Annotated in this window: 14 protein-coding genes and 3 pseudogenes; 11 read left to right on the forward strand and 6 right to left on the reverse strand. The window is 58.5% G+C overall.

The features are described from left to right. Positions 1-163: 163 nt before the first annotated feature. The 8 genes and pseudogenes from I6F12_RS11830 to I6F12_RS11865 all read left to right on the forward strand — a co-directional run. Entirely contained in the window at positions 164-1,129 is a 966-nt protein-coding gene (locus tag I6F12_RS11830) for a dihydrodipicolinate synthase family protein (protein WP_225156335.1), read from the forward strand. A gap of 32 nt (positions 1,130-1,161) precedes the next feature. Further along, a complete protein-coding gene (locus I6F12_RS11835; RefSeq protein ID WP_036008372.1) occupies positions 1,162-2,274 on the forward strand; it encodes a BMP family ABC transporter substrate-binding protein in 1,113 nt (370 codons plus the stop codon). A 9-nt stretch (positions 2,275-2,283) separates the two neighbouring features. Continuing rightward, on the forward strand, positions 2,284-3,360 hold the full coding sequence (locus tag I6F12_RS11840) for an ABC transporter permease (RefSeq protein WP_225125214.1): 1,077 nt from the start codon (positions 2,284-2,286) through the stop codon (positions 3,358-3,360). Between the two features lie 4 nt (positions 3,361-3,364). Then, entirely contained in the window at positions 3,365-4,291 is a 927-nt protein-coding gene (locus tag I6F12_RS11845) for an ABC transporter permease (RefSeq protein ID WP_225156569.1), read from the forward strand. Positions 4,292-4,331: 40 nt separating this feature from the next. Beyond that, a complete protein-coding gene (locus I6F12_RS11850; RefSeq protein ID WP_225125216.1) occupies positions 4,332-5,846 on the forward strand; it encodes an ABC transporter ATP-binding protein in 1,515 nt (504 codons plus the stop codon). A 42-nt stretch (positions 5,847-5,888) separates the two neighbouring features. Continuing rightward, on the forward strand, positions 5,889-7,388 hold the full coding sequence (locus tag I6F12_RS11855) for a CoA-acylating methylmalonate-semialdehyde dehydrogenase (protein ID WP_225156337.1): 1,500 nt from the start codon (positions 5,889-5,891) through the stop codon (positions 7,386-7,388). A gap of 544 nt (positions 7,389-7,932) precedes the next feature. Further along, on the forward strand, positions 7,933-8,145 hold the full coding sequence (locus I6F12_RS11860; RefSeq protein WP_275969550.1) for a transposase: 213 nt from the start codon (positions 7,933-7,935) through the stop codon (positions 8,143-8,145). Between the two features lie 138 nt (positions 8,146-8,283). Then, positions 8,284-9,045, forward strand: a pseudogene (locus I6F12_RS11865) (IS66 family transposase); the annotation flags it as partial. A gap of 193 nt (positions 9,046-9,238) precedes the next feature. Here the strand turns inward: I6F12_RS11865 and I6F12_RS11870 are convergent. Genes I6F12_RS11870 through I6F12_RS11880 form a run of 3 tightly spaced genes read right to left on the reverse strand, consistent with a single transcriptional unit; the run spans position 9,239 to position 12,521 of the window. Next, positions 9,239-10,141, reverse strand: coding sequence for an NAD(P)-dependent oxidoreductase (locus I6F12_RS11870; RefSeq protein WP_036008306.1), 903 nt, complete (start codon positions 10,139-10,141; stop codon positions 9,239-9,241). After that, complete coding sequence (locus tag I6F12_RS11875; protein ID WP_036008303.1) at positions 10,138-10,824, reverse strand: HAD family hydrolase; 687 nt, start codon at positions 10,822-10,824, stop codon at positions 10,138-10,140. Before I6F12_RS11875 ends, I6F12_RS11870 begins: the two co-directional genes overlap by 4 nt. Continuing rightward, positions 10,821-12,521, reverse strand: a complete 1,701-nt coding sequence (locus I6F12_RS11880; protein ID WP_346656311.1) for a hypothetical protein — start codon at positions 12,519-12,521, stop codon at positions 10,821-10,823. The genes I6F12_RS11875 and I6F12_RS11880 overlap by 4 nt, the downstream gene beginning before the upstream one ends. 2,470 nt (positions 12,522-14,991) lie before the next feature. Between I6F12_RS11880 and I6F12_RS11885 the strand changes: the two are divergent. Continuing rightward, a pseudogene (locus I6F12_RS11885) lies at positions 14,992-15,681 on the forward strand (aminotransferase class I/II-fold pyridoxal phosphate-dependent enzyme); the annotation flags it as partial. A gap of 757 nt (positions 15,682-16,438) precedes the next feature. Here I6F12_RS11885 and nodU read toward each other — a convergent pair. From nodU to I6F12_RS11900, 3 genes and pseudogenes are all read right to left on the reverse strand, one after another. Continuing rightward, complete coding sequence (gene nodU / locus I6F12_RS11890) at positions 16,439-18,151, reverse strand: nodulation protein NodU (RefSeq protein WP_225125224.1); 1,713 nt, start codon at positions 18,149-18,151, stop codon at positions 16,439-16,441. 1,363 nt (positions 18,152-19,514) lie between these two features. Beyond that, positions 19,515-19,913, reverse strand: a pseudogene (locus I6F12_RS11895) (transposase); the annotation flags it as partial. 72 nt (positions 19,914-19,985) lie between these two features. Continuing rightward, a complete protein-coding gene (locus tag I6F12_RS11900; RefSeq protein WP_225125226.1) occupies positions 19,986-20,492 on the reverse strand; it encodes a hypothetical protein in 507 nt (168 codons plus the stop codon). 396 nt (positions 20,493-20,888) lie between these two features. On the opposite strand from I6F12_RS11900, the gene I6F12_RS11905 reads away from it, so the two are divergent. Beyond that, the gene (locus I6F12_RS11905) at positions 20,889-21,197 is read left to right on the forward strand and encodes a hypothetical protein (protein WP_225156339.1); all 309 of its coding nucleotides are present in this window, start codon (positions 20,889-20,891) and stop codon (positions 21,195-21,197) included. 104 nt (positions 21,198-21,301) lie between these two features. Beyond that, the gene (locus I6F12_RS11910; RefSeq protein WP_225156341.1) at positions 21,302-22,687 is read left to right on the forward strand and encodes a sugar ABC transporter substrate-binding protein; all 1,386 of its coding nucleotides are present in this window, start codon (positions 21,302-21,304) and stop codon (positions 22,685-22,687) included. Positions 22,688-22,755 lie beyond the last annotated feature (68 nt).

The raw sequence follows: 22,755 nt of genomic DNA on the forward strand, positions 1-22,755 counted from the left end.
AAAGCTAACAATAGGTTCCAGGATCGGCTCCGGGGGCCTACTGGCGGGACCAGGCAAAGAACCCGATTCGTCGATTGACACTTTTCCCATAATAGGCATATTCATGCAAATCCGGTTTATCACGATAAATAGAATAAACCGGTCGGTTTACTAGGGAGCGAGCATGTCGATCGGGCAGAACATCCCGGAAATCTGGGCGGCGATTCACACGCCCTTCGAGGCCTCCGGTGCCATCGACGAGGCCGGAGTCCGCCGGAACGTCCGCCACTACATCGCAACCGGATTGGCGGGCGTGTTCTGCAATGGGCTGATCGGCGAAGTCTGGTCGCTCACGCTGCAGGAGAGAAAGCGTGTCATAGAGGTCATTGCAGACGAGGCGGGGGGGCGCCTTGGGGTTTCCGTGGTGATCTCGGGTCCCTCGGTGGAAGAAACCATCGATCTCGGCGAGCACGCGCGCCGGCTTGGCGTCAGCCACGCTGTGCTCATGGTCCCAACCTCCGGGCCGCGATCCCCTGCGCAGCAGTTCGCGTATCTGCACCACATCTGTGTCCGATTGGAGATGCCGATCGTCATCTTCAACGCGCGAACCGCCGCGGGCAGTCCATTGGATCCCGGCGTTTTCACGCAGCTCTGCTCGCTATCCAATCTCAAGCTCCTGAAGACGACAGGCAATGTAGCCGAGAACGCGGCGCTTCGGCAGGCTGCGCGAAACGGCGTGCTAGTGTCGGACCCGCTGGAAGAGAACTTCTTCGCCAACATGCAGACCGAGGGTCAGTCGATCCTCTTTGCCGACCCCGAGCCTTACCTCTATCAACGCGGCGAGTTTCGCCCGATCGCGGAATACGTGGCTCTGTTGGCGGTTGGACGAACGGAAGAAGCAGCACGCATCTGTGCTTCACTCGCGCCGCAGCGGATCATCTTCAACAAATGGATCATGGACCCGCTGAAGCGCGGTCACATGCCGAACGCAGCGGTCAAGCATTGGTGCGATCTGATCGGCCTTGCCGGCGGCGCCGTGCGCTCGCCAGTCACGCCGCTGTCCGCTGCTGAAAGACGGGAGCTTGAAGCCGATCTCATCGCATGTGGTGCGCCCGGCCTGCTGTCTGCTGCCGAACGAATTTCGTCGTGACGTGCTGATTGCAATCTTCAACGGAGAAGAACATGACTTTGAAGCCTGTCGACCGTCGCTCGGTGCTCCAGATGCTGGCCGCTGCCGGCTCCGCACCATTCGTTCTCAAGAGTAGCGTTGCTCTTGCGGAGACGCCGCTCACCGTCGGGGTTCTGTACTCCGGCTCCAAGCAGGATTACGGCTTCAACCAGTCCCACGCGCAGGCCGCCGCGGCGCTCAAGAAACAGCCTGGTATCAAGCTGGTCGAGGAGGAGCGCGTTCCGGAAACGATTGCGGCCCAGCGCAGCATGGAAGGCATGATCCGTCAGGACGGCGCTCAACTCATCCTGGCGACGTCCTTTGGCTACTTCAAGCCGCACGTTCTGGAGATGGCGGCCAAGTATCCGGACGTCACCTTCGCTCACACCGGCGGCGTGTGGACGGCTGGCATGCCCGAGAACATCGGCACGTTCTACGCCTACATCTTCGAGGCGCAGTACATTTCGGGAATCGTCGCCGGCCACATGACGAAGAGCAAGAAGCTCGGCCTCGTCGCTGCGAAGCCGACGCCCAATCTTCTGCGCAGCATCAACGCGTTCGCGATTGGCGCGCGCTCGGTCGATCCGGCCATTCAGGTGCAGGTCATCTTCACTGGTGACTGGGTGCTTCCTGTGCGTGAGGCGGAAGCGACGAACACGTTGGTCGACCAGGGGGCCGACGTCATCGCCGCCCAGGTCGATAGCCCGAAGGTCGTGATCGAGACGGCGGAGAAGCGCGGCGTCATGTCATGCGGCTACCACTCGAGTCAGGCGGATGTCGCTCCCAACGGCTACCTCACCGGGGCCGAGTGGAACTGGATCACGCCCTACCTCGTCTATGCCGGCAGCGTGCGTGCCGGCAAGAAGCCGGAGCACTATCTCCGTGCCGGGCTTGGCGATCATTTCGTCAAGAACAGCCCGTTCGGGAAACTCGTTACGCCTGAGGCGCGCGCAGCGGCCGAGACGGCGCGGGCAGACCTCATCGGCGGCACGCGCGTGATCTACAGTGGCCCGCTCAAGGACAACAAGGGCAACGTCGTCATCCCTGCCGGAACTACGCAGAGCAGCAACGACCGTGTGCTGGATGGCATCAATTATCTCGTCGAAGGCATCATTGGCCAAGTCTAGGAGGCGCCCTTGTCTTCGATCTCCGGAATCGAACCCGGGCCATCGAGTCCGCCAGTAACCGCAGCCCAACTCGGTTTGGGCTTGCCTGTGCTGGCGGTGCTGCTTGCGTCGGCCATCTTCGCGGCGTTCGTCGCCTTGTACGGACAGAACCCCGTCACGGTGTTCGGTCTGATCGTCCAGGGCGGCTTCGGCAGTAGCTTCGCCTGGCAGGATACCTTGTCGCGCGCCGCTCCTCTTGTCCTCGTGGGACTCGCCGTTGCGATCCCCGCCCAAGCGGGGCTGGTGATCATCGGCGGCGAGGGAGCCTTGGTGCTGGGCGGGCTCGCGGGTGCCGTTGTGACGTTGCCGTTCGCGGGGGCGCACGCGCTTCCCATGCAGCTCCTGATGTCGCTGGCCGGCGCCTTGATTGGAGGACTCTGGTTCGGTCTGGCGGGCGTGCTCCGCCAGTATCGCGGCCTCAACGAAACGATATCGAGTCTGCTGCTGTCCTATATCGGGATCGCAATCTTTCATCATCTGACGGAAGGTCTGCTCCGCGACCCGGCAAGCCTCGACAAGCCATCGACCCACCCGATCGATCCCTCCTACATGCTGCCGGTGATGCCCGGTGTTGGCGTTCACGCGGGGCTTGCGGCAAGTCTCTCGCTGGCCGTCATCGCCCACGTCGTGCTCCGCTACACGCGTTGGGGTTTTGCGCTGCGGGTGGTCGGTGGAAGTGCCCGAGTCGCGAAGATGATGGGCCTCGCCGTCAACCGCTGGATCATCGGTGCCTCGGTCGTGGCAGGCGGCATGGCGGGAATTGCCGGCGCCATCGAGGTGGCGGCCGTGCAGGGGACGGCCAACTCCTCGCTCATCGTCGGCTACGGCTATAGCGGAATCCTCGTTGCATTCCTGGCGCGGCACCAGCCGCTTGCGATTGTCGCTGTCGCGCTGTTGATCGGCGGCATGCAGGCGAGCGCCAGCCTGCTGCAACGACGTCTTGGACTGCCGGATGCGACAATGCTGGTGTTTCAGGGGCTGATCTTCGTCTGCGTCCTCGTCGCGGATGCAATTGCGCAACAGCTCCGAGAAACGACGCGGAGGTAAAGGCATGGACGGTACATCAATCGGCTGGCTTGCGCTGCCGCTCGCGATCCTGGGTGGGGCGATCCGTGTGTCGACACCCTTCATTTTCGTGAGCATCGGTGAGCTGATCACCGAGAAATCGGGCCGTATCAATCTGGGCCTCGAGGGCACTCTGATGCTCGGTGCCATGGCGGGGTACGCGATCTCTTACCTCTCCGGCTCGCCCTGGCTCGGCGTGCTTTCGGCCGGACTTGCCGGAATGGCATTCGGGCTGCTGCATGGCCTTTTGTGCAGTGTGAAGCGCGTCAATGACACCGCGGTCGGCATCAGCCTGATCGTGCTAGGGACGGGCCTCGCGTTCTTCCTGGGCAAACCCTTGATCGAGCCCAAAGCGCCGCCGCTTCCCTCGATTGGACTCGGATTTTGGTCGACCGTACCGCAGGTGCGAGCTGCGCTGGACGTCAACGCACTGTTCTTCGTCGGAATTGCACTGGCTTTTGCGGTTTACCTTTTCCTGAACAGGACCGGCTGGGGGCTGATGCTGCGTACGGTGGGAGATAGCGAGGATGCCGCACGCGCGCTTGGCTTTCCCGTACTGCGGGTACGAATCATCGCGACCATGGCGGGCGGCTTTCTCGCCGGCATCGGCGGCAGCTTCCTGTCGCTTTCGTATCCGGGAAGCTGGAGCGAAGGCCTGTCGAGTGGCCAAGGCATCATGGCCGTCGCGCTCGTCATCTTTGCGCGCTGGCGTTCGGTCAACGCGCTGGGCGCATCGCTGCTGTTCGGCGGGGCGGGCGCTCTCGGTCCTGCGCTCCAGGGCATTGGCGTGACCGGCTATTACTACCTGTTCAATGCAGCCCCCTACATCCTGACGCTGGCGATCATGGTTGCCTCGACGTCGCGCGCCGCTCCGTTCGCCGATGCGCCGGGCGAACTCAAGCTGCACCGGTGAGAAGCGCCGTGACGGGAATTCATCCTAGGAGGATAGTCCGATGACCGCTCCGCAAGTCGAGCTCAGGAACATGACGAAGCGTTTCGGAGCGAATCTCGCTTTGAACAACGTGTCGCTACTGATCCGCTCGGGCACCGTCCATGCGCTGCTAGGGGAGAACGGCGCCGGCAAGAGCACGTTGGTCAAATGCCTCGTGGGCTTTTATCATCCGGACGAGGGTCACATCCAGGTGGATGGGCGCGAGCACCGGCTAAACTCGCCGAAGGATGCCGATGCGCTCGGCATCGGCATGGTGTATCAGCATTTCACTCTCGTGCCGTCGATGACGGTGGCGCAGAATCTCGTCGTCAGCGGTGCGAGATTGCCGGCCTATATCAACTGGCAAAGCGAGCTGAGGCGGCTGGCCGAAGTCACCAAGAAGCTTCCGTTTCACGTGCCACTCGATGTACGCGTCTCGCAGCTCTCTGCGGGCGAGAAGCAGAAGGCCGAGATCGTTAAACAGCTCTATCTCGGGCGCAAGCTACTCATCCTGGACGAACCGACGTCGGTGCTGACGCCGGCAGAAGCCGATGAAGTGCTCGGCCATGTTCGCAGCCTGACACGGACGGGCGTACTCAGCGCCATCCTGATTAGCCACAAGTTCCATGAAGTGCGCCGATTCGCCGACGACGTGACGGTATTGCGTCGAGGCGCGTCGGTGAGAACGGGCGCCGTCGCCGATTTGACGGACGACGCTCTGGCAGAAGCTATGATCGGAGAGCCCGTCAGCAAGATAGTGCAGCACGCGCCGAAATCGCCGCCGAGGTCCGATATTATCCTCTCCATCAGCGACCTCCGCGTGAACGGCGACAATGGTCTTCCCGCTGTGAAAGATCTCTCGCTCGAGGTGCGGGCAGGGGAGATTGTCGGGATTGCCGGGGTATCCGGAAATGGACAGTTGGAGTTGGTCGAGGCCCTGATGGGGCAGCGGGATCGAAGCGGTACGATGACCGTGTCCGGCTCGCCGTTCAACGGTACGCGAAGGGAAATCGCCCGCCTCGGCGTCTATGGACTGCCGCAAGAGCCCCTGAAGAACGCCTGCATCGACCGCATGTCGCTGGCCGAGAACCTTGCCCTGCGTAATTTCGATCGGGTGCCGCTCTGCCGTGGTATCGCAATGAACTACGGCGCGCTCGCCCAGCAGGCCGAGAGGCTGGTCGCTCAATTTCGTGTCAAGGCGCCTAGCCTGACCGCAAGCATGAGCACGCTGTCCGGTGGCAACGTGCAACGGGCCGTACTGGCGCGGGAGCTCACGCAGGACGTTCGCCTGCTGGTCGCGTCCAATCCAACGTTCGGGCTTGATTTCGTTGCGTGCGAAGAAACGTACCGCCGGATCCTCGAGGCGCGGAATCGCGGAACCGCAGTGCTACTCATCTCGGAGGATCTCGACGAGTTGCTTGGCTTAGTCGACAGGGTCCTCGTCATGAGCGCGGGTCGCATAGTCCATGAAGTGTCAGCCGAAGGCGCCGACAAGCGCGTGATCGGCAAATACATGGCGGGAATGAAAGCGGCCTGACTCGAGGGCGCGCATCTGACCAAAATCAACAGGGAGACGTTCGTGGTCACGCAGATCAATCATTTCATCGATGGCAAGCAGGTCCCGAGCGGCACTGAACGCAGTTTGCCCGTCTTCAACCCGGCAACGGGTGAGCAGACGGGCCGTGTTGTGGCCGCCAACGCGGCCGTGGTGGCGGACGCGGTATCCGCCGCGAAGAGGGCGGCGCAGGGTTGGGCCGACACGACGCCTCTTCGGCGTGCACGCGTCCTCAATCGCTTTCTGCGGATCGTCGAGAATCGCGCAGATCAGCTTGCCGACGTAATCGTCTCCGAGCACGGCAAGGTTCACTCTGACGCTCTCGGGGAAGTTCAGCGCGGAATGGAGGTGGTCGAGTTTGCCACGGCCGCTCCGCAGCTCCTCAAGGGCGAACTCACCGAGAATGTCGGTACCCGCGTCGACAGCTATTCTACTCGCCAGCCGCTCGGTGTTGTCGCCGGAATCACGCCTTTCAATTTCCCGGTCATGGTTCCGATGTGGATGTTCCCGGTGGCTCTCGCCTGCGGAAATGCGTTCATCCTGAAGCCGTCTGAGCGCGACCCATCGGCGTCGCTCATCATGGCGGAGTGGCTGAAGGAAGCCGGTCTGCCGGACGGTGTGTTCAACGTGGTGCAAGGCGACAAGGAAGCTGTCGATGCGCTGCTGCATCACCCAGATATTTCGGCGATCAGCTTCGTGGGCTCCACGCCTATCGCGCAGTACATCTATTCGACGGCCGCGAACACCGGGAAGCGCTGCCAGGCGCTGGGTGGCGCCAAGAACCACATGATCGTGATGCCCGATGCCGACATGGATCAGGCGGTGGATGCGTTGATGGGGGCCGCCTACGGTTCCGCCGGCGAACGCTGCATGGCGATCTCGGTTGCCGTGCCGATCGGCGAGGGGACGGCGGATAAGCTGATCTCTGCGCTCGAACCCAAGGTCCGAGGCCTGAAGGTCGGGCCGGGTACCGACCGCGAAGCGGAGATGGGGCCTCTCGTCACGAGGCAGCACCTGGAGAAGGTAAGGAGCTATATCGATGCCGGTGTCGCCGAGGGTGCAAAGTTGCTGGTCGACGGACGCAAGTTCAGGATGCAGGGCTATGAGAATGGTTTCTTCGTGGGCGGTACCCTGTTCGACCATGTCAAGCCGAACATGAAGATCTACAAGGAAGAGATCTTCGGACCGGTGCTGTCAGTCCTTCGAGCGCCGGACTACACGACAGCCGCGCGCATGATCAATGAACACGAATTCGGCAATGGCACCGCCATCTTCACACGTGATGGTGATGCCGCGCGTGAATTCGCCCATCAGATTAAGGTCGGAATGGTCGGCATCAACGTTCCGATTCCGGTGCCGATGGCCTTTCACTCCTTCGGTGGATGGAAAGCATCGATCTTCGGCGACCACCACATGCACGGCCCTGAAGGCGTCCGCTTCAATACGCGAATGAAGACCGTGACCAGCCGCTGGCCGACAGGAAAACGAGCAGGTGCTGAATTTGTCATGCCAACCATGTCATGACGGCGTCTCGAAGCTGCATGTTTCTCTTTCTCCCAAACTGCGAGGGCCCTCGGCCCTCGTTTCTTTTTCGGGCCATTTCATTGGCCGCAGTCTTAGAGAAATGATCGAGTCTGCGCAGACAGTTGTGCAAGCGCAGTGCGGACAGGAGTGCGATTTTTCTCCAGATTGCTTGCTCGCTCGAATATGGCGAAGCTGAAGTTTCGGTACCGGCGCGATATCGCATTGTACAACCTAGGGAATTGGCGCACCCGACACCGGTTCGAACGTGTGACCTTGCGTTCGGAGCGCAACGGTCGGCCGACGCGCGACGCGCCCGGTGCTTTCCGAATAGAAGCTGCGCAGCCAGTGGAGATAGTCTCCGCGATTGCGGCTGGCTACACGAACGTGACGACAAACATACGCCACGGGAAACGCGATTCCACTGGCTCGAACCCCTGACACATAAGCCATAGCGGCGCGCAGCCCCGAACACTGGAAAAAAAGGAGCGGGAATGACTGTTACATCGAGAAATATCAACAGCTTAGATGGTGCCCCAAGTACGGCCTGCACCTGCCGCTTCATCGTCAGGGCGACGTCTACCAGCGTGAAGGCATCGATCTCGACGTATCGACGCTCGCGGACTGGGTAGGTGCCTCCGCGGTAACCCTGATGGCTCTGGTCGACGCGATCCGGAGCCATGTCTTCGCAGCCGAGCGCATCCACGCGGACGACAGTGTGCTGCAGGAGCACACGGAAAGGATGATCGAAATAATCTGAAAATCTGTCTGCACAAGCTGTGGCAGCGATGAGGGTAGGCCCCTCGGGATCGACTTTCAGGAGTAGGTCCCAAATCACTTCAAGCGGCTTCGCTTAAGAGGCGCGGTCGTGAGCGTTGACCCGAACCGGCCGGCTCTGACCTACGTGCGCGACGAACGTCCGTTTGCCGGCCCAGACCCGCCGGCGGCAATCTTCTTCTACTCGCCCGACCGTGGCGGTGCGCATCCGGAGCAGCATCTGGCAGGCTATGCCGGACTGATGCAGGCCGACGCCTACGCCGGCTTTGGCAGGCTCTACGAGGCCAATCGCAAGGGCGGCCCGACCATCGAGGCCGCGTGCTGGGCGCACGGCAGACGCAAGTTCTTTGGTCTCGCGCGGCTCGGCAAGGCGCCGATCGCGGCCGAGGCGGTCAAGCGCATCGATATTCCGTTCGCCATCAAGCGCGAAATCAATGGTTTTACTGCGCAGGAGCGTTTGCGTGTGCGCCAGGAGCGTAGCCGGCCCCTGATCGTCGAGCTGGAGTCGTGGTTGCGCGAGCAGCGCGCCAAGCTCTCCAGGAACAACGATACGACCAAAGCGATCAATTACTGTCTCAACCGCTTGGATGCATTTGGCCGCTTCCTTGATGACGGACGGCTTTGCATGACGAACAATGCTACTGAGCGTGAGCTACGGGCGGTCGCCGTGGGGCGAAAAAATTGGACCTTCGCCGGGTCCGATGAGGGCGGCCGGCGTGTGGCTGCCATCTACAGTCTCATCGCCACCGCCAAATTCAATGACATCGACCCGCAGGCTTGGCTTGCCGATGTGCTGGCGCGCCTGCCGGATCACCCTACCAAGCGCATTGACGAACTGCTGCCTTGGAAGTGGCAGCCTCAAAGCGTCGCTCACGCCGCTTAAGTGCGATCAGCCTTCCGCCAAAAACGGCCTAGCCGGGGGCCGTCGCCGGATGCGTACCCATGATGCCACCGCCCCGCTTTCAAGCTTACGCTCAAGCTTTGCAAGATCATCGCTCACGGTTGGGAATTGCGCACAACGACACACGAACCCGCAACGTGAGAAAGTAGCATTGCTCGCGCTCTTACGTAAGAGTTTACGATCGAGCCAAATGCGGTAGGGTCAGTTCACCTTTACCCGCCGCAACCGAGAGGTTCAATTTCTCGGCGGCAGCGCCGAGCACCGGCACGGAAACGGCACTCTCCCGCGCTAGGCGCACAGCACACTCAATATCCTTTGCAGAATTCGCAATAGAGATTGCCAATACATCTGGTTTCTCACCCAGCAGAAAGGCCGCGAAAGCTTGGAATATCCCGCTGTTTGTGGAGCCGCGTCCGACCAAAGAGCGGAGGGTTACAAGATCCATCTCAAGACTATTAGCAAATTGGCAGACCTCGGCGGCGACCGCAGCTATGCCCATAGTCATGCTGTTGTAAACAAGCTTGAGCTTGTGGCCGTCTCCAACATCTCCAGCATGCATAACGGTCTCGCAAAATGCAGCGAGAATGCGTTCAACGATAGGAAAGAGCTTTGGATCCGAGCCAACCATCGCGTTGAGAAGGCCGAGTTCCGCTTGTTCGGGGCTCCGTGTTACCGGTGCATCAATAAAGCTTAGACCTAGCTTTTCGGCTGTTTTGGCCAATGCAATCGTCGAAGCAGGGTAAGAGGTCGTGCAATCGATTATCAAACCGCCTTGGGACATATGGACAAACAGTCCATCTTGCTCCAGGCACACCGCCTCAACTTCACGGCTGGATGGCAAGGACAAAATGACGACGCCTACATGCTGCGCCAACTCAGCGATCGAAGTATGTTCGCGGGCCCCTGCACGAGTTAGACGATCAGCACCACACCGGTTCTTGTTGGCTTTGATATAGAGCTCGCATTGGCGACGTAATAGGCTGATGCCTATACCTGTTCCCATGCGCCCAGCTCCGATTAGGCCTATGCTCTGCTTGATCGTATTGGGAGAGGCGTATGCTGATGATCCCTTGCTCATGATTCAGCATTCCGAAAAAAGCCATGCCCTTGTAGGATGGGCAATAGCTCGTGATGGTTGTTGATGGTGTAATCTGGACGCGCGGCTTCCAGGCGCGCCGCCGAAACAAATCCACCTGTAATGGATATGCTTGTCAGACCGAGATTGCGCGCAATATCAGTCTCGACGGGCATATCGCCGATGATGAAGGTTGAGGACGGATTCAGGTTGTACCTGTGCATATAAAGGCGAAGCCGCTCTCCTTTGCTCATCGATTTGTACTGCGTGGCGCGGCTTTCAAAGGCGAGCACATCGGTGATGTAGTTATCAACTCCAAGTCTCCTCAGCTGGGATTGTAGAGGCACGACTATATGGTTGCTAACGATGATGAGTAGAGCGGATTCCCGGCGCGCTAACTCGAACACTCTGCGCGCCCCCTCACGTAAATCGGCTTTTTCCGCAAGAGGCTCGTATGTGTCGTGGAACAGTGCGCCCTCGTCACGCTCTACTGCCGCAATCTCCTCCTGCGACATTCCAAGGCTACGAAAGAGACGAGAGAGGGGGACATCACAATGCTCTCGAAAGGTGTCTATATCGATGCGCGGATGACCAAAATGGCCCAAAATTACATTGGTCGTTTCGAGCAGCGCGTACGTGTCATCGAGCAGTGTTCCGTTCCAGTCAAATACGAGGGCGGGTTTCATGATCCTGACCCCAGACAAGGATTAACAGGAAGAGCGGCCAGCAACGCCTCCAAGCTTCTGTCCGCGCGCTGCCGTCCAGCGGGGGTCGGCATCTCGAACGTGAAGGGTGACAAATCGATGCCCTCTAGCCTGTCGGCCAGTACGGATACTAGGGCGCGGAAGGGCAGATAAGTTATTGTCGCTGCTTGGATCGCTGTCGCAATGTTGCTTTCAATGGTTCTGAGGACTGGCAAGTCCATCCTGTGGAAGCGAAGGCACTGGGCGCGCAGTTCAGGCGGCAGTCGCTTCAATGCCTGCCAGAATGCGAGCTCATCTAGCGTTTCAATACCCATGCCGTAGTAGTTTGGAGCGACTATAGGTGGCGAACCGATCGCCCAATGTACGGCTCTGGCTCCGGCGGCAAGGAGCATTGTTGTGACGGCTTGGCTGGTATCGCCTCGAATGAGTGCCTCGTCGACGACTACTATGGTCCGTCTAGCGACGGCAGGTTCCGACACCCGATACTTCTGAGCGATACGAGCTTGCCGGCCCCTGGGTCTGCCGAGGAGCGTTCGCTCCAGAAAGTGCGTTGCAACTACGTCATCACGCTCGGCGAGCACGCCCTGTTCGGCGAGAGAGTCAAACAGACCATCGGCGTACGGCCCCCCAGTATTTGGCATGGAGGACACGATTGGCGGCGTCACGAGTGGCTCTGCTTGAACTCGCTCGGCAACGATTCTCCCCAAGGCGAGCCCGATGCTGTAACGGGTATGAAGATGTGAATGGCCCTCGACCGACGTGTTCGGACTTCCCAAATAAAGAGTTTCGTAGGCGCAGAGTTTGGCCCTATATCGTCGGCTGTTCAGGGCATGGTCAACGCTGTCGCCCGTCTTCGCGTCCACACGCTGTATGCTCCCAGGCAAGAGCTGCTGGGTCTTACCTTTCAAGCCGGCGAAGGCACAATTCTCAGAGGCAAAGAGCAAAAATCCGTTGTCCGTGCGCATAGTCTCCAATGGTCGCAAACCACTTCGACTGCGGTATGCAACAAGATTTCCGTCCCTATCTATCAAGAGCGCGCTGATGGCGCCGTCGACACGATCATCAATTTCGCGAAAGATGGCCTCGTAGTTTGCGGGTAAACCGTGGCGCCAGTAGTCTCGTTCACAAAAGCGTTCAATCCACTTTAGCAAGAGATCGGAGTCTGTGTTGGCGTCTGTCAGTTGCTCGTGCGCCAATAATTCGTCCCTTAGTTCATCAGCATTGACAAAAGCACCATCCAGAGAAATTGCAAAATAGCCGCTAATGCCTGTACCGGCGGGAATTGGCTGCATATCGCCATCACCTCCAGATCCACAGGATCTGCTACGGATCTGCGCGATTGCAACATGAGGCCGAAAGCGCGGATCTTGTTCGATGCAGTCAATGCGTACTGAATTATCGGCCGATTGAAATGCCCTTCCATATCGGATCCCACGCTCTTGCATGAAAGCAGCGACTACGACACCTGCTTGCCCACGGAGTGCAAGTGTCGGAATCATAGTCTTCAACTGATTTACAACACGCGGCGATGGTTCGGTTGAAGAGCAGAGAAACGCACCGGCGACACCGGACATATAGTCACCCAATTTTTTAAGGAGCCGATCTGGCGGGTCGTTTCCATGCCTAATGTGCTTATGAAGCCGGGACTTCGCTTCATCCTTAAGCAAGCGTCGTACCATTGCTTCGCCACCTCGAGATCGCGAAGAATTGGGATAAGTGCCATTTTAGTCGGGCAACGATTACTATGGGTCGTTCAGGTCCAGACATTTTGTCGGAGATGGTACAAGGTCGTACGAAAAGCACCACGCAGGGCGGCGCCCTCCGGAGCCCAGAGACAAAGTCTGCCGCGAGCTCGGGTGCCAGGCAGTTTCCTCGGACATGTGCAAGCCGCCCGAGGCTTTCTGATTTGCCACTTGTGCGTTCGATTTTGCAGTGAGCCGAGGCGGTCTTCACGCAAGACCCAGGATCAAAAATGGGAGTCACGACATCCCAGCAGGTCTTTAATGTCGGCGGCATTTCGTTTTTTTCGAGCAAGCATCGGCAGAGATGACGAGGAAAAGGTGCCGCCGTGTCTCGTCAATACCGAGCAAGAGCAGATCTAGACCGATGAAAGGCACCCAAGACGGTGTGCAGAGAAGGCTAGCGCATGTTCATGCCGTTCGCTCGAACGGTCCAAATGCATCTGGAGCGGTCTCTTCGCGTCACGAAAAGTCGGCCGCGCTCACGCTCACTATTTCGGTCGAACATCGACTACGCTGGTGACGGGGGGAAGGTCCGAAGGCTGGGACTATCACTGGCAGATGCTTGATGAGGGCTATCTGGTGGACGGAACGACGGCCCGATCAAGGGTGATTCCTGGTGCGCTTGCTTATGTCAAGCACCGTCTCCTACGAACCCTGAGCGAAGGCGACACCGTCAAGTCTCGATGTTCTCGGAAGCCACAAGTCGTCAGGCAGATGATCCAGGCTGCGACGGCAGGCTCTGGTACTTTCCGCTATACCCGCCAGACCTCAACCTGATCGAACAGGCATTCTCCAAAGACCAAACACTGTTTGCGGCAAGCGCAGAACCGCACCATCGAGGACACTTGACGCTACATCGGTCACCTCATCGAGGGTATTCTGTCTCGCGAATGCGCAAGCGACCTCGCCAACGCCGGTTATGCCTCCGTCAAAATGCGAGACACTCTAGAGCTTATCTTGCGCGATGTGGCGATAGCTTTCGGCGGGCGCAGTTAGGAATGGATCGTGTTAGCGGCTCCGGGGGATATCGGTTGAGAAGTCCAATCGCGGCACTGGTGATGTTCTTTTCTCGCATAGGTGAGAAATCGAGATAAGGCAGTCGGACTTGATATACACGAGCGCTGGTCTGAGCCGGGCGGTGGAATGTCGAGCAGATCGGCTTCGTTAATCTTTGCCGCCATGGAGTGAGACCATCCAACTCACGCCATTGTAAGTGTCGTTTCTATTCAACTCGAACATGGCATCTTTGCCATCACCACGACATAGTGTTTGATTGCATCGACCGAAGCGAGCCCTGGACGCACGTCGTCGACGCTGGCCGGATCAACTACTAATAATGGCGATTGATCAGCGGAATAGTGCATGGGCATTTCTCAGTGAGACGCAAGACCAGGCACCGTCTACAAGACGTAGCATAGAAGGCGAGCTGCATTGTGTCATCCTCGACGGGCCCTGCCGAGGCGGGGCAGCGTAACCCTGGTAGTTACACAATCCACAAGGTGTTGATGCTGTGTAATCGTGCGCAATCTCATTTGCGCGAAAAGCTCAGCAACTTCGAGGAGGGCAGAACCTTGTTCTTTCGCGGGCGAAGACAGGCTGGCGCTTTGTGCAACGACAGTCGGATCAATGATCACACTATTTAGTGTTCGGCACAATTTGTCTCGCCTGCCTCGGAGAAGTCCGGTGCCGCCGCGGAAAGTTCGTCACGCTGTCTCTCATCTTATCGGACTTTGAGCCGCGACAACAAGGCTGCTGGTGATGGAGGAAAAATGTGCCGTTTTGCGTGAACCTTCCAACCCCGCCGAGTGTGGCCGGTTTGCCAAACCACTAAGATAAGGGCGTTCGCGTGTCTTGGTTCACTCCCATCAGTTTCGACGACTGCAGGAGGTCACACTATGCTGTCGCGCTCGACATCGTTCAGTTCTAGAAAGTATATGCCCGGCGACCAGTACGTGGTTACGGGGTCTGCCGCTATCGGAGGCCGATTCATCGATCTAGGGAATGACGAAATCGTCCAGCCACTCTTATCAGCGCGCGAAAAGACAATGGAGCCGGTCAATTTACGGCCGAGCGGCTACTTCGATCCTACCGGCCTCATGCCGCTCCGGAAAGCTGTCGCCAAAAGGCTCGCCGCCCAAACAGGCATTGAGTGGACAGCGGAAGAGATCGTAATCACTGCAGGTTCAAACAAAGCACTGCTCTATGCTGCCTTGGCCGTCCTGAAGGGGGGCGATGAGGTTATCATTATTCGGCCCTGGCAGCCGGAGGTCCCTCCCCTGATTCTTGCCCTTGGCGCAGTACCAGTGTTCGTCGATGCTCAACGACCAAGATATACTCCTGATGTCAGCTCTATTCGAGCTGCTGTCACACCACGAACGAGAGCTATAATTATCATTCCCCTAACAATCCGACTGGCGCAGTCTACAACCGAACAACACTGCACAATATCGGCGAGCTCGCTATCGAACTCCGGATATGGATCATTTCGGATGAGTGCTACTCTAGTTTCGTATTCACTGGTTTCCATCGCCACGAATCGATCGTCACCGTCCACCCTGGCGTACGGTCGCGGACAATCATCGTCAATCCACGTTCAAAGTGCCTAGCAATGGCTCGATTTCGCTTGGGTTATTTGGCGGCGTCCGCGCCTATCGCGCGAGCTGTGGGAAAGCTTCAGAGTCGTGCAGGGACAACTCCAAGTCCAGCCGTCCAGGAGGCTGCTCTTTACCACCTTAAAGTAACCGAGGGCCATGTTGAGCGGGAGACATACAACTGGCTGGTCAGCGCTCGCGACATTGGTCTTCACATTCTTTCTGATTTACGTGACGTAGCCCCGCCTCGCGCCGATGGTGCGTTCTTCTTCTACCTCGATCTGAATAGGCTTGCATCAGCTTTGCAGGCCGACGGTCGAATTGGAGCGACGAATGATATTGCGCGGCGGCTTCTGAAAGAAACTAACGTAGGATGCGTTGCCGGTGACACGTTTGGCGACGTCAACGGCCTGCGTCTCTCCTTCGGCAGTCCGCCTGAAGCAGTGGCTATCGGACTGAAGCGTATCGTCCAAGCGCTGAATAGCCTTAGGCTTGAAGAACCATAAGTCCGATCTCATCACACGGAAGACATCGATATGAATAACAGCCTCAGGCCATGAAATGGCGGCGTGGGTAGTGCCGGTGGCCTTAAGACCGAGAGTCGCTTGGATTGTGAAATCGAACCCGAGAGCCGCCGCAGCTTCTGGCGATCACGGCTCCTGATCGAGGCTCCAATGAAGCGATCGGTCAGAGATATGACTGGTTCCTGCCACGCGCCAGAGGGCCACTCGGCCATCCCTGTGATGGTCGCGCTATCGTCCGCACTGAAGTGCTTGCCGCCTCTGTCGATCGAGCGGGCGCATGTCGGCAATGGTAGGTCGGCCGCATTGCGCAAAATTCAAGCCGGGGTCTTCATCTCGGGCCAGATTCTGCATCATCAATCCAGAGCTGCGTCACGCTCCTCCATCATCATCAGGTCACCGGGGCCGAGGTCATCCAGGCGCGGCTAGCTCAAATGACGGGCCGGCGAGGGTGCCAACGTGCTCCTCTCGGCTGTCCGCAACAACTTCCGCGGCGTTGACGCCTCTCAGAGAATTCCTGGCCGCGCCGTGGGACCCCTACGGCGACCGCATGTCCAGCCAAGCTCAATACGGCTTCTTAACGGACGACTGGCTAGTGCTCTCCAATGAGCGTGAATTCCCTTACTAACTGGCAGGAGCGCGCTTCTGCTGGAACGTCAACAACAATCCGCGTAGTAAGACTTCATGCGTCCGTAAGTCAACCGTTTGGCGTGAACAACCTTGTTAGCTCCCAGTGACTCGCCTACGGGGCTTTCGTCCACATCGTACCATCGCACCATACGTGATCAACGCGCCCCCACTCGCAAGCCGCTGCGACACTTGGGAAGAATCCACGTCCATGGTGGTTGGCGCTTGTATTGCAAAGCAGCGGAATGCCAGTCAGCTTTTCGTATTCGATTAGAAGCTCGGCGACTTTGTGCTGAGAGGTTCTGCAAATCGTCTGTAGCCGCGCAGAGCCGTCGAGATGTACAATGGCCGGGATTCTGTCTCGCCACTCTGCTCTCGTCTCGTGATCAAAAAGCATGTAAGGGTCCCGCGTTCCAGGATCAAAGATATCGGGCGCACGATCCTCCAAGCAGATCGGCGCCACTGGTCTGAAGTGTTCGCGAAGTTTGATGTCGTTGAGATGATCTTTCATTCTCGATGATGTTGGGGCTGCGAGAATGCTTCGGCTGCCCAATGCGCGAGGTCCGAGCTCGGCGCGGCCGGAAAGAAAAACCACCGGCTTGTTGCTCGCGAGGATGGTAGCAAGTTCATGCAAGCTGCACGGCGTGGACCTCCATTCTGGTGGTACATCACAATGTTCCAAGGCCGGCCCACTATACACCGACCAATCTAAGGGCGCGAAACCTTTATCCGCCACCATCGCACAGCAAGCCGCACCGATTGCGGAGCCGCTGTCATTTGGGAACGGGGGCACCCAGATAGCATCGAACAGGCCTGCCGCCCGTAACGCGCTATTCCATTTGATATTGAGACCGCAGCCACCAGTAATGCACAGATTGCGTGCTGAAAAGTCCGAATGGCGCTGTATTGCATTCGACATCTCCTGGACGAGCAGACGTTCGAGGAAGCAATGAAAGGATGCGAGCACATCCTCGGGGGACGAAGTCTCCAAGCGACGCGCGCTAGCATCAAAGAACTCATGCGTGGTCGCAAGTGCGGACTCCATGCTCGGAACGTCCGTGCGGTAGTTGGCAAGGTTCGTCTCAGCCGCGAAGACCTTATGATAGAGATCTTGAAAGACCGCGACAATGTCTTCATTAACAGACCCGAGCGCGATATAGGCCATCAGTTTCCCGGCAACACCTAAATTGAGTTTGCCCGCACCGCCGGGGTCTAGCTTGCCGGGATCACCCAAGTCCCAGTTGGCGCGCTTCACCTGCTTGTATGGTCCAAAGTGAAGGCCCGCAGCGGCATAGACGTGCCCGATCATAGGGAAAAGACATTCGACGAATCGAGCGCTCCTGCGTTCTACGTGATAGAGACGTGGAAATGTGCCGCCATCCCATAAAAGGCAGAAAGCGGGCTGCCCAGCTTTGGCAAAGGGGCTGGTGCAATATGCGGCGGCCACGTGGCTCGTCACATGTGGAAAACTTATGTATGGATAGTCCGCGCCGTCGAGTCTAAGACCAAAGCCCTCATGTGAAGCAAGGACGCTCACTGCGTCCTTTTCAACATAGGGACCGCCTTTGAGGGCGATGGGTGCTGTCCCGCTGAGGACCCGGAATTGCGACTCGCGCTTGCCTACCCAGCCGTCGACGACGAACTGATCAACTTTCCCTGGATGCAGGCCGTGTTCCGCCAAGGCAAGGACGATTGCATCGAGATTGTCGATCGTTTGATACCGAGGGTTGTTGTTACGCTTTTCCTGCTCGATACAAAAGATAAGCCGTTCGTCCTCGACGAGAGCGACAGCTCCGTCATGCGTCAGCTTGATACCGCAGATGCGCATAGTGCCTCCATGATTTTGAAGTGATCAGAGCCGCTTCGGAAGTATGCGGGTACTTAGTCACCGCCCAAGGCACTGCTCGCGGGGATTTCCATCAACGCTTGAAACCCCAAGTTCACGTCTGTTCCACCGTTAGGGGACGCTGATCTCATCGCAAAGAGCCGATTAGTAGGTGCCGCGCGAGGTGCAGAGCAAAATTGAGGCCAGTCGAGTTGGAGAATTGTTTGCGATTTCACGGCTGCATCGAGTGGTCACAGACAATTTGTAAGAGTTCTGACATCTGGGCGTATGTTTTCGGCGAGAGTTTGCAATACGATTATCGAGAGGGAACGTTCTCGCACGCAAGGCGCGAGACCGCCGCCGGCATCCGATGTGCCCTCTCAAGTAGAAGCTGGAGAACGCAACGGTCGACTATCGAGAGCGACCGTAGGCTGATCATGGGAAGCGCGTCGCAGGCCATGGAAAACTGGCCCTCGGCATCACGAGAAATTGCCCCTGCTTGGATAGCGCGGGAGAGAGCGAAGGAACGAGAACGAACGACGGAAGGCTCGTCTCGGATTGATCCACCGGGGGAGCTGATGAAGACATCGAATGATGTGGTGGAGATGTTACGCCAAGTGGCGTGCGGGTGGGGTCTGAAGCGGATCGCGCCACAGCTGGGCGACGGGCATTAGGGTGAAGGACTACGCGGCGGCGGGCGGCGGTCGCCTGAGCGCCGGAAATGGCTCCATGGACTCGAGGATAGGCTGCGCAAGAGGTTCATTCGGCACGGCGGCGATGCGGATCTGGTGCGCCAGGACCTGTTGGTCGGAAAAGGCGTGGCTGTCAGCCCGCGAACGTGGCAACCCTGCCGTGCAGCCCTATCGTTAGGTGCTGAAGGCCGAAGCGCTGGCGACGACGCGGTTCGAGACGGTCAGCGGCAGATGGACGTCGGCGAGCGTCTAGTCGAGATCGGGGAGGTGTAGATCAAGGCATTCGTATCTGGCGACGCCTGGGCATTTGCGGCGGCTGCATGTCGGTGCGTTTCGAGCCGCGAAGAGCCGATTCAGTTTAGCCGCAAGTTCATCGCGCTCGCGAAGCATCTGGGCTTCTGTCCTCGCGCCTGTGCGCCGTGTCGGGCGTACACGAAGGCAAGACGGAGAATGGCATCGGCGACGTGAAGAAGAACGCGCTCGCGGGCGTTCCTTCGCGGGCTGGGAGGCATTCGAGGCGCATCTCGCCAAGCGGGAACGTAAGGTGGCGAACGTGCGTACCTACGACACGACTTGGCGAGGCGCCGATCGCTCGTGTTGGGCGTGACCAGGCAGACCGGTTGAAGCCGCTCTGCGGGCAGCCGTCGCTGGATCGTTGCGCGAACTGACCGCCTGGCGCCGAGCTCTTCGTCGCCGCGGGATGTGGCGCTGGGAGAGCGGTTCAGCCAGGCATGGAAGCCGGAGCGCGAAACCCTCAGCGCATCGCGTAGCCGTTCCACCGGCCAGACCGCCCGGTGCTTTGCGATGAAAACGAACTCATGTCGCTTCCTCCGCGAGAAGGCTGCGGGCCTTTTTTAGGATATCCCGCTTGGCCTTCAATTTGGCGACCTCACGGCGCAACCGATCGATCTCCTGCTGCCGGCTTCATCTGCCCGTGGCCGGGAAAGGCCTGCACTGGATCGGAGCCCAACGCCTTCACCCGCTCGCGCAGAACGCTCTCATGAACATCCAGGTCGCGCTCAGCCTGCGCCACCGAAACACCCACGCTCCCTGACCAGCTTCACCGCCTCGATCTTGAACTCACGATTGAAACTTCCGTCTTTTCACCGCCCATCTCCGGCTTCAGACACACCTAGTCTCGGTGTCTATCCAACCGGCAGCAGCCCGGCATGATGGGCCTGTCGGAAGGAGACACCTGGATAGGCAGCGGCGGTCGCACCTCCCAAAGCCAGCAGGGCACCCCAGCCTGCGCCAACCAACGTGAGCAGCCGGTCGAGCGCCACATCATCGCGCAGCCCCAGGCATGCATCGGTACTCCCCAGTTTGCTGATGAGCAGCTTATAGAATTCCGATCCCGCTCCGTGCCGTGGCAACAAGAGCGTCTCAATCCTCAACTCCCCCCAATGAACGACATTGTGCGCCCTAAATGGATGGTTCTCGGGACAGCGGGGACAACGTGTTCGCTCCAGACCGATTGGGTTGGGCTCTGCTACGAAAGCAATATCAATTGCAGGACTGATGAGATCGGAGATCAGTTGGACTCTCGCTCGGTCGACTAGATGAGAATCGAAATCGGGGAAGCGCCGCCGGTGCTCGAGGAGCGTGGCCCGCAGATTGCCGGCCAAGAGGGAAGTGTGAACGCCGGTGATCAATCGGCCGTTCTCGCTGCGCGAATGGATATTGAGGCGAGCCGTCAGTGCTCCGGATCGTCGACGATACACCGGGCAGCATTGAGGAATTCCTGACCTTGGATAATTGGTCCCGTGCCGCCGTTGGTGCGCTCCAAGAGGGTGCTACCCACCTTGTGTTCGAAGTTGCGCAATCAGCGACTCAGCGTCCACTGTTGGATTCGGAGTGCCCTCGGCTTGGCGGAGGCTTCGATGCTGAGAAACGGTGATTGCCCAGCGTAGATCGCGAAATTCCACCGCCACTCTCGAAGAGCAACCCGAACTCGCGTGGTTCAGTCAAATGCTACCATTCCAAATCGGAGTTGGGTCAATCGCAAATTCAACTTGGCACTGGCATGTCCTTCCGAATTGATCGGAAGCATGTTTCAATCGATGAAAGGGGGTAGAACCGGGAATATTCATTTTGGTGACGCCATCCTTCGCGAGCCTGCCTCAGGCCAGTCGCTTGCCAAACTGCTGTCCAGCGAGAGCGCGCGGCTGAAGGCCGAGGGCGGCGAGTCAGTGACAGTTTATGAGTCAAAAGCAAAGGAAGATCTTGAATTATCGGGGCTCTTCCGTTCTTCCAACTATCTGAAGCTGGCGGGTGTCTGCCTTTGTCCCAATCGGCGGCTGCTTTTTAGTGAGGCCAATCTTTTGATCTTACTCAATCTTACCCAAACCTTTCAGTGAAAGGGACGTTCGGACGAAACAATGATGGCTAGCCTTCCCCTGCCGCGGCCTGGAACAGAAGGGGCACGTGGATTTCCGGGCCAAAGAGCCCAGAGGAGGGATTGATGCCAAGGAAGCTCGCCGCTCTTCGCGACCATTCGGCGAATTTTGCCAGAAACGCTCTCATCTGCTCGACGCTTTTGGTCGGAGCGGTCGGAACACTCAGCCCAACCAAAGCCGACGACCTCAATTGGCGGCAGTTCGAAGGTACATCGATTGTTTGGGCATACGACATCCATCCATATGCGGATGCGGTCGCGGCCCAGTTGCCCGAATTCGAAAAGCTGACGGGCATCAAGGTGACACCGGAGCTTTATCCGGATGATGCGTACTGGAATAAGCTCACCATTCAACTGAGCACCAAGTCGCCGAGCTGGGATGTTGTGGGGACGGGGATTCAGCCCGCCTGGGATCTCGCACCAGGGCAGTTGCTTGAGCCGCTCGATCGCTATCTGAACGATCCAAAACTAACGGCGTCCAGCTACGACTACAAGGATTTCTTCCCTGCACTGCGGAATGCACTCACCTGGAAAGTGAAGGAAGGCCAGATCGAGCCGGGAGGCGGTCAGGTATGGGGCATCCCGCATGGATTCGAGAACATCCAGCTGTTTTACCGCAAGGACATCTTGGACAAATACGGGATCAAGGTTCCGACAACGCCGCCTGAGATGTCGGCCGCTTGCGAGAAGCTCAAGGCGTCCAATCCTGCCATCACGCCATTGGGCGTACGCGGCGTGCGCTTTTGGAGCAGCATCCACACAGCCGCAATCTCGATCGCCAAGTCCTACGGAGTCCACGATTTTATCCTCAAGGACGGAAAGCTGGAAACGGGTCTCGACTCGCCCGAGTCGATCGCCTTCCACAAAGACTATGTGGACATGATCAAGAAGTGTGCGGCTCCATCCTTCGCCAACGACAACTGGTACCAGGTGGTCGATGGCATCAGCTCCGGACGTACGGCGATGGCAATTGATTCCAATATGTTCGGGTTCTGGAACAACGTGGCTGGCAAGCCCGCTTCGGGCAAGATCGCATTCGCACCTCCATTGCACGCTCCGAACAGCAAGAACTTCGAATCGAACATCTGGATCTGGTCTTTGGCGATGAATGCTGCCTCCCAGAAGAAGGGTGCCGCCTGGCTGTTCATCCAGTGGGCAACGTCGAAGCAGGTAGAGTTGAACGGCGCGGTCGCCGGCAAGCTCGTCAACTCTCCGCGCGCCTCCACATGGAGCGACAAGGCTTGGCTGGAATATGCGGCAAAGCCCGAATTCAATAACTTTGTCGATACGTTCAAGAGCGTGCAGGACAGAGCAGCGCTCGCTTTCACGCCGCGGGTCGGATTCGCCGAAGCAATGAACGCCTGGGCCGTCGCCATGCAGAAGATGGTCAATGGCGCCGATGTGAAAACGACGCTGACCGATCTCGCCTCGGGAATCCGCTCGTCAATGTGAAGCCGAAAAGGGGCGGCAAGGTCAGTTGCAGCCGCCTCGCATCCTAGAGTTAGAGTGATGGATCCTCG

The sequence above is a fragment of the Bradyrhizobium sp. IC4059 genome (genome assembly GCF_020193615.1).
GTDB classification, from domain to species: Bacteria; Pseudomonadota; Alphaproteobacteria; order Rhizobiales; family Xanthobacteraceae; genus Bradyrhizobium; species Bradyrhizobium yuanmingense.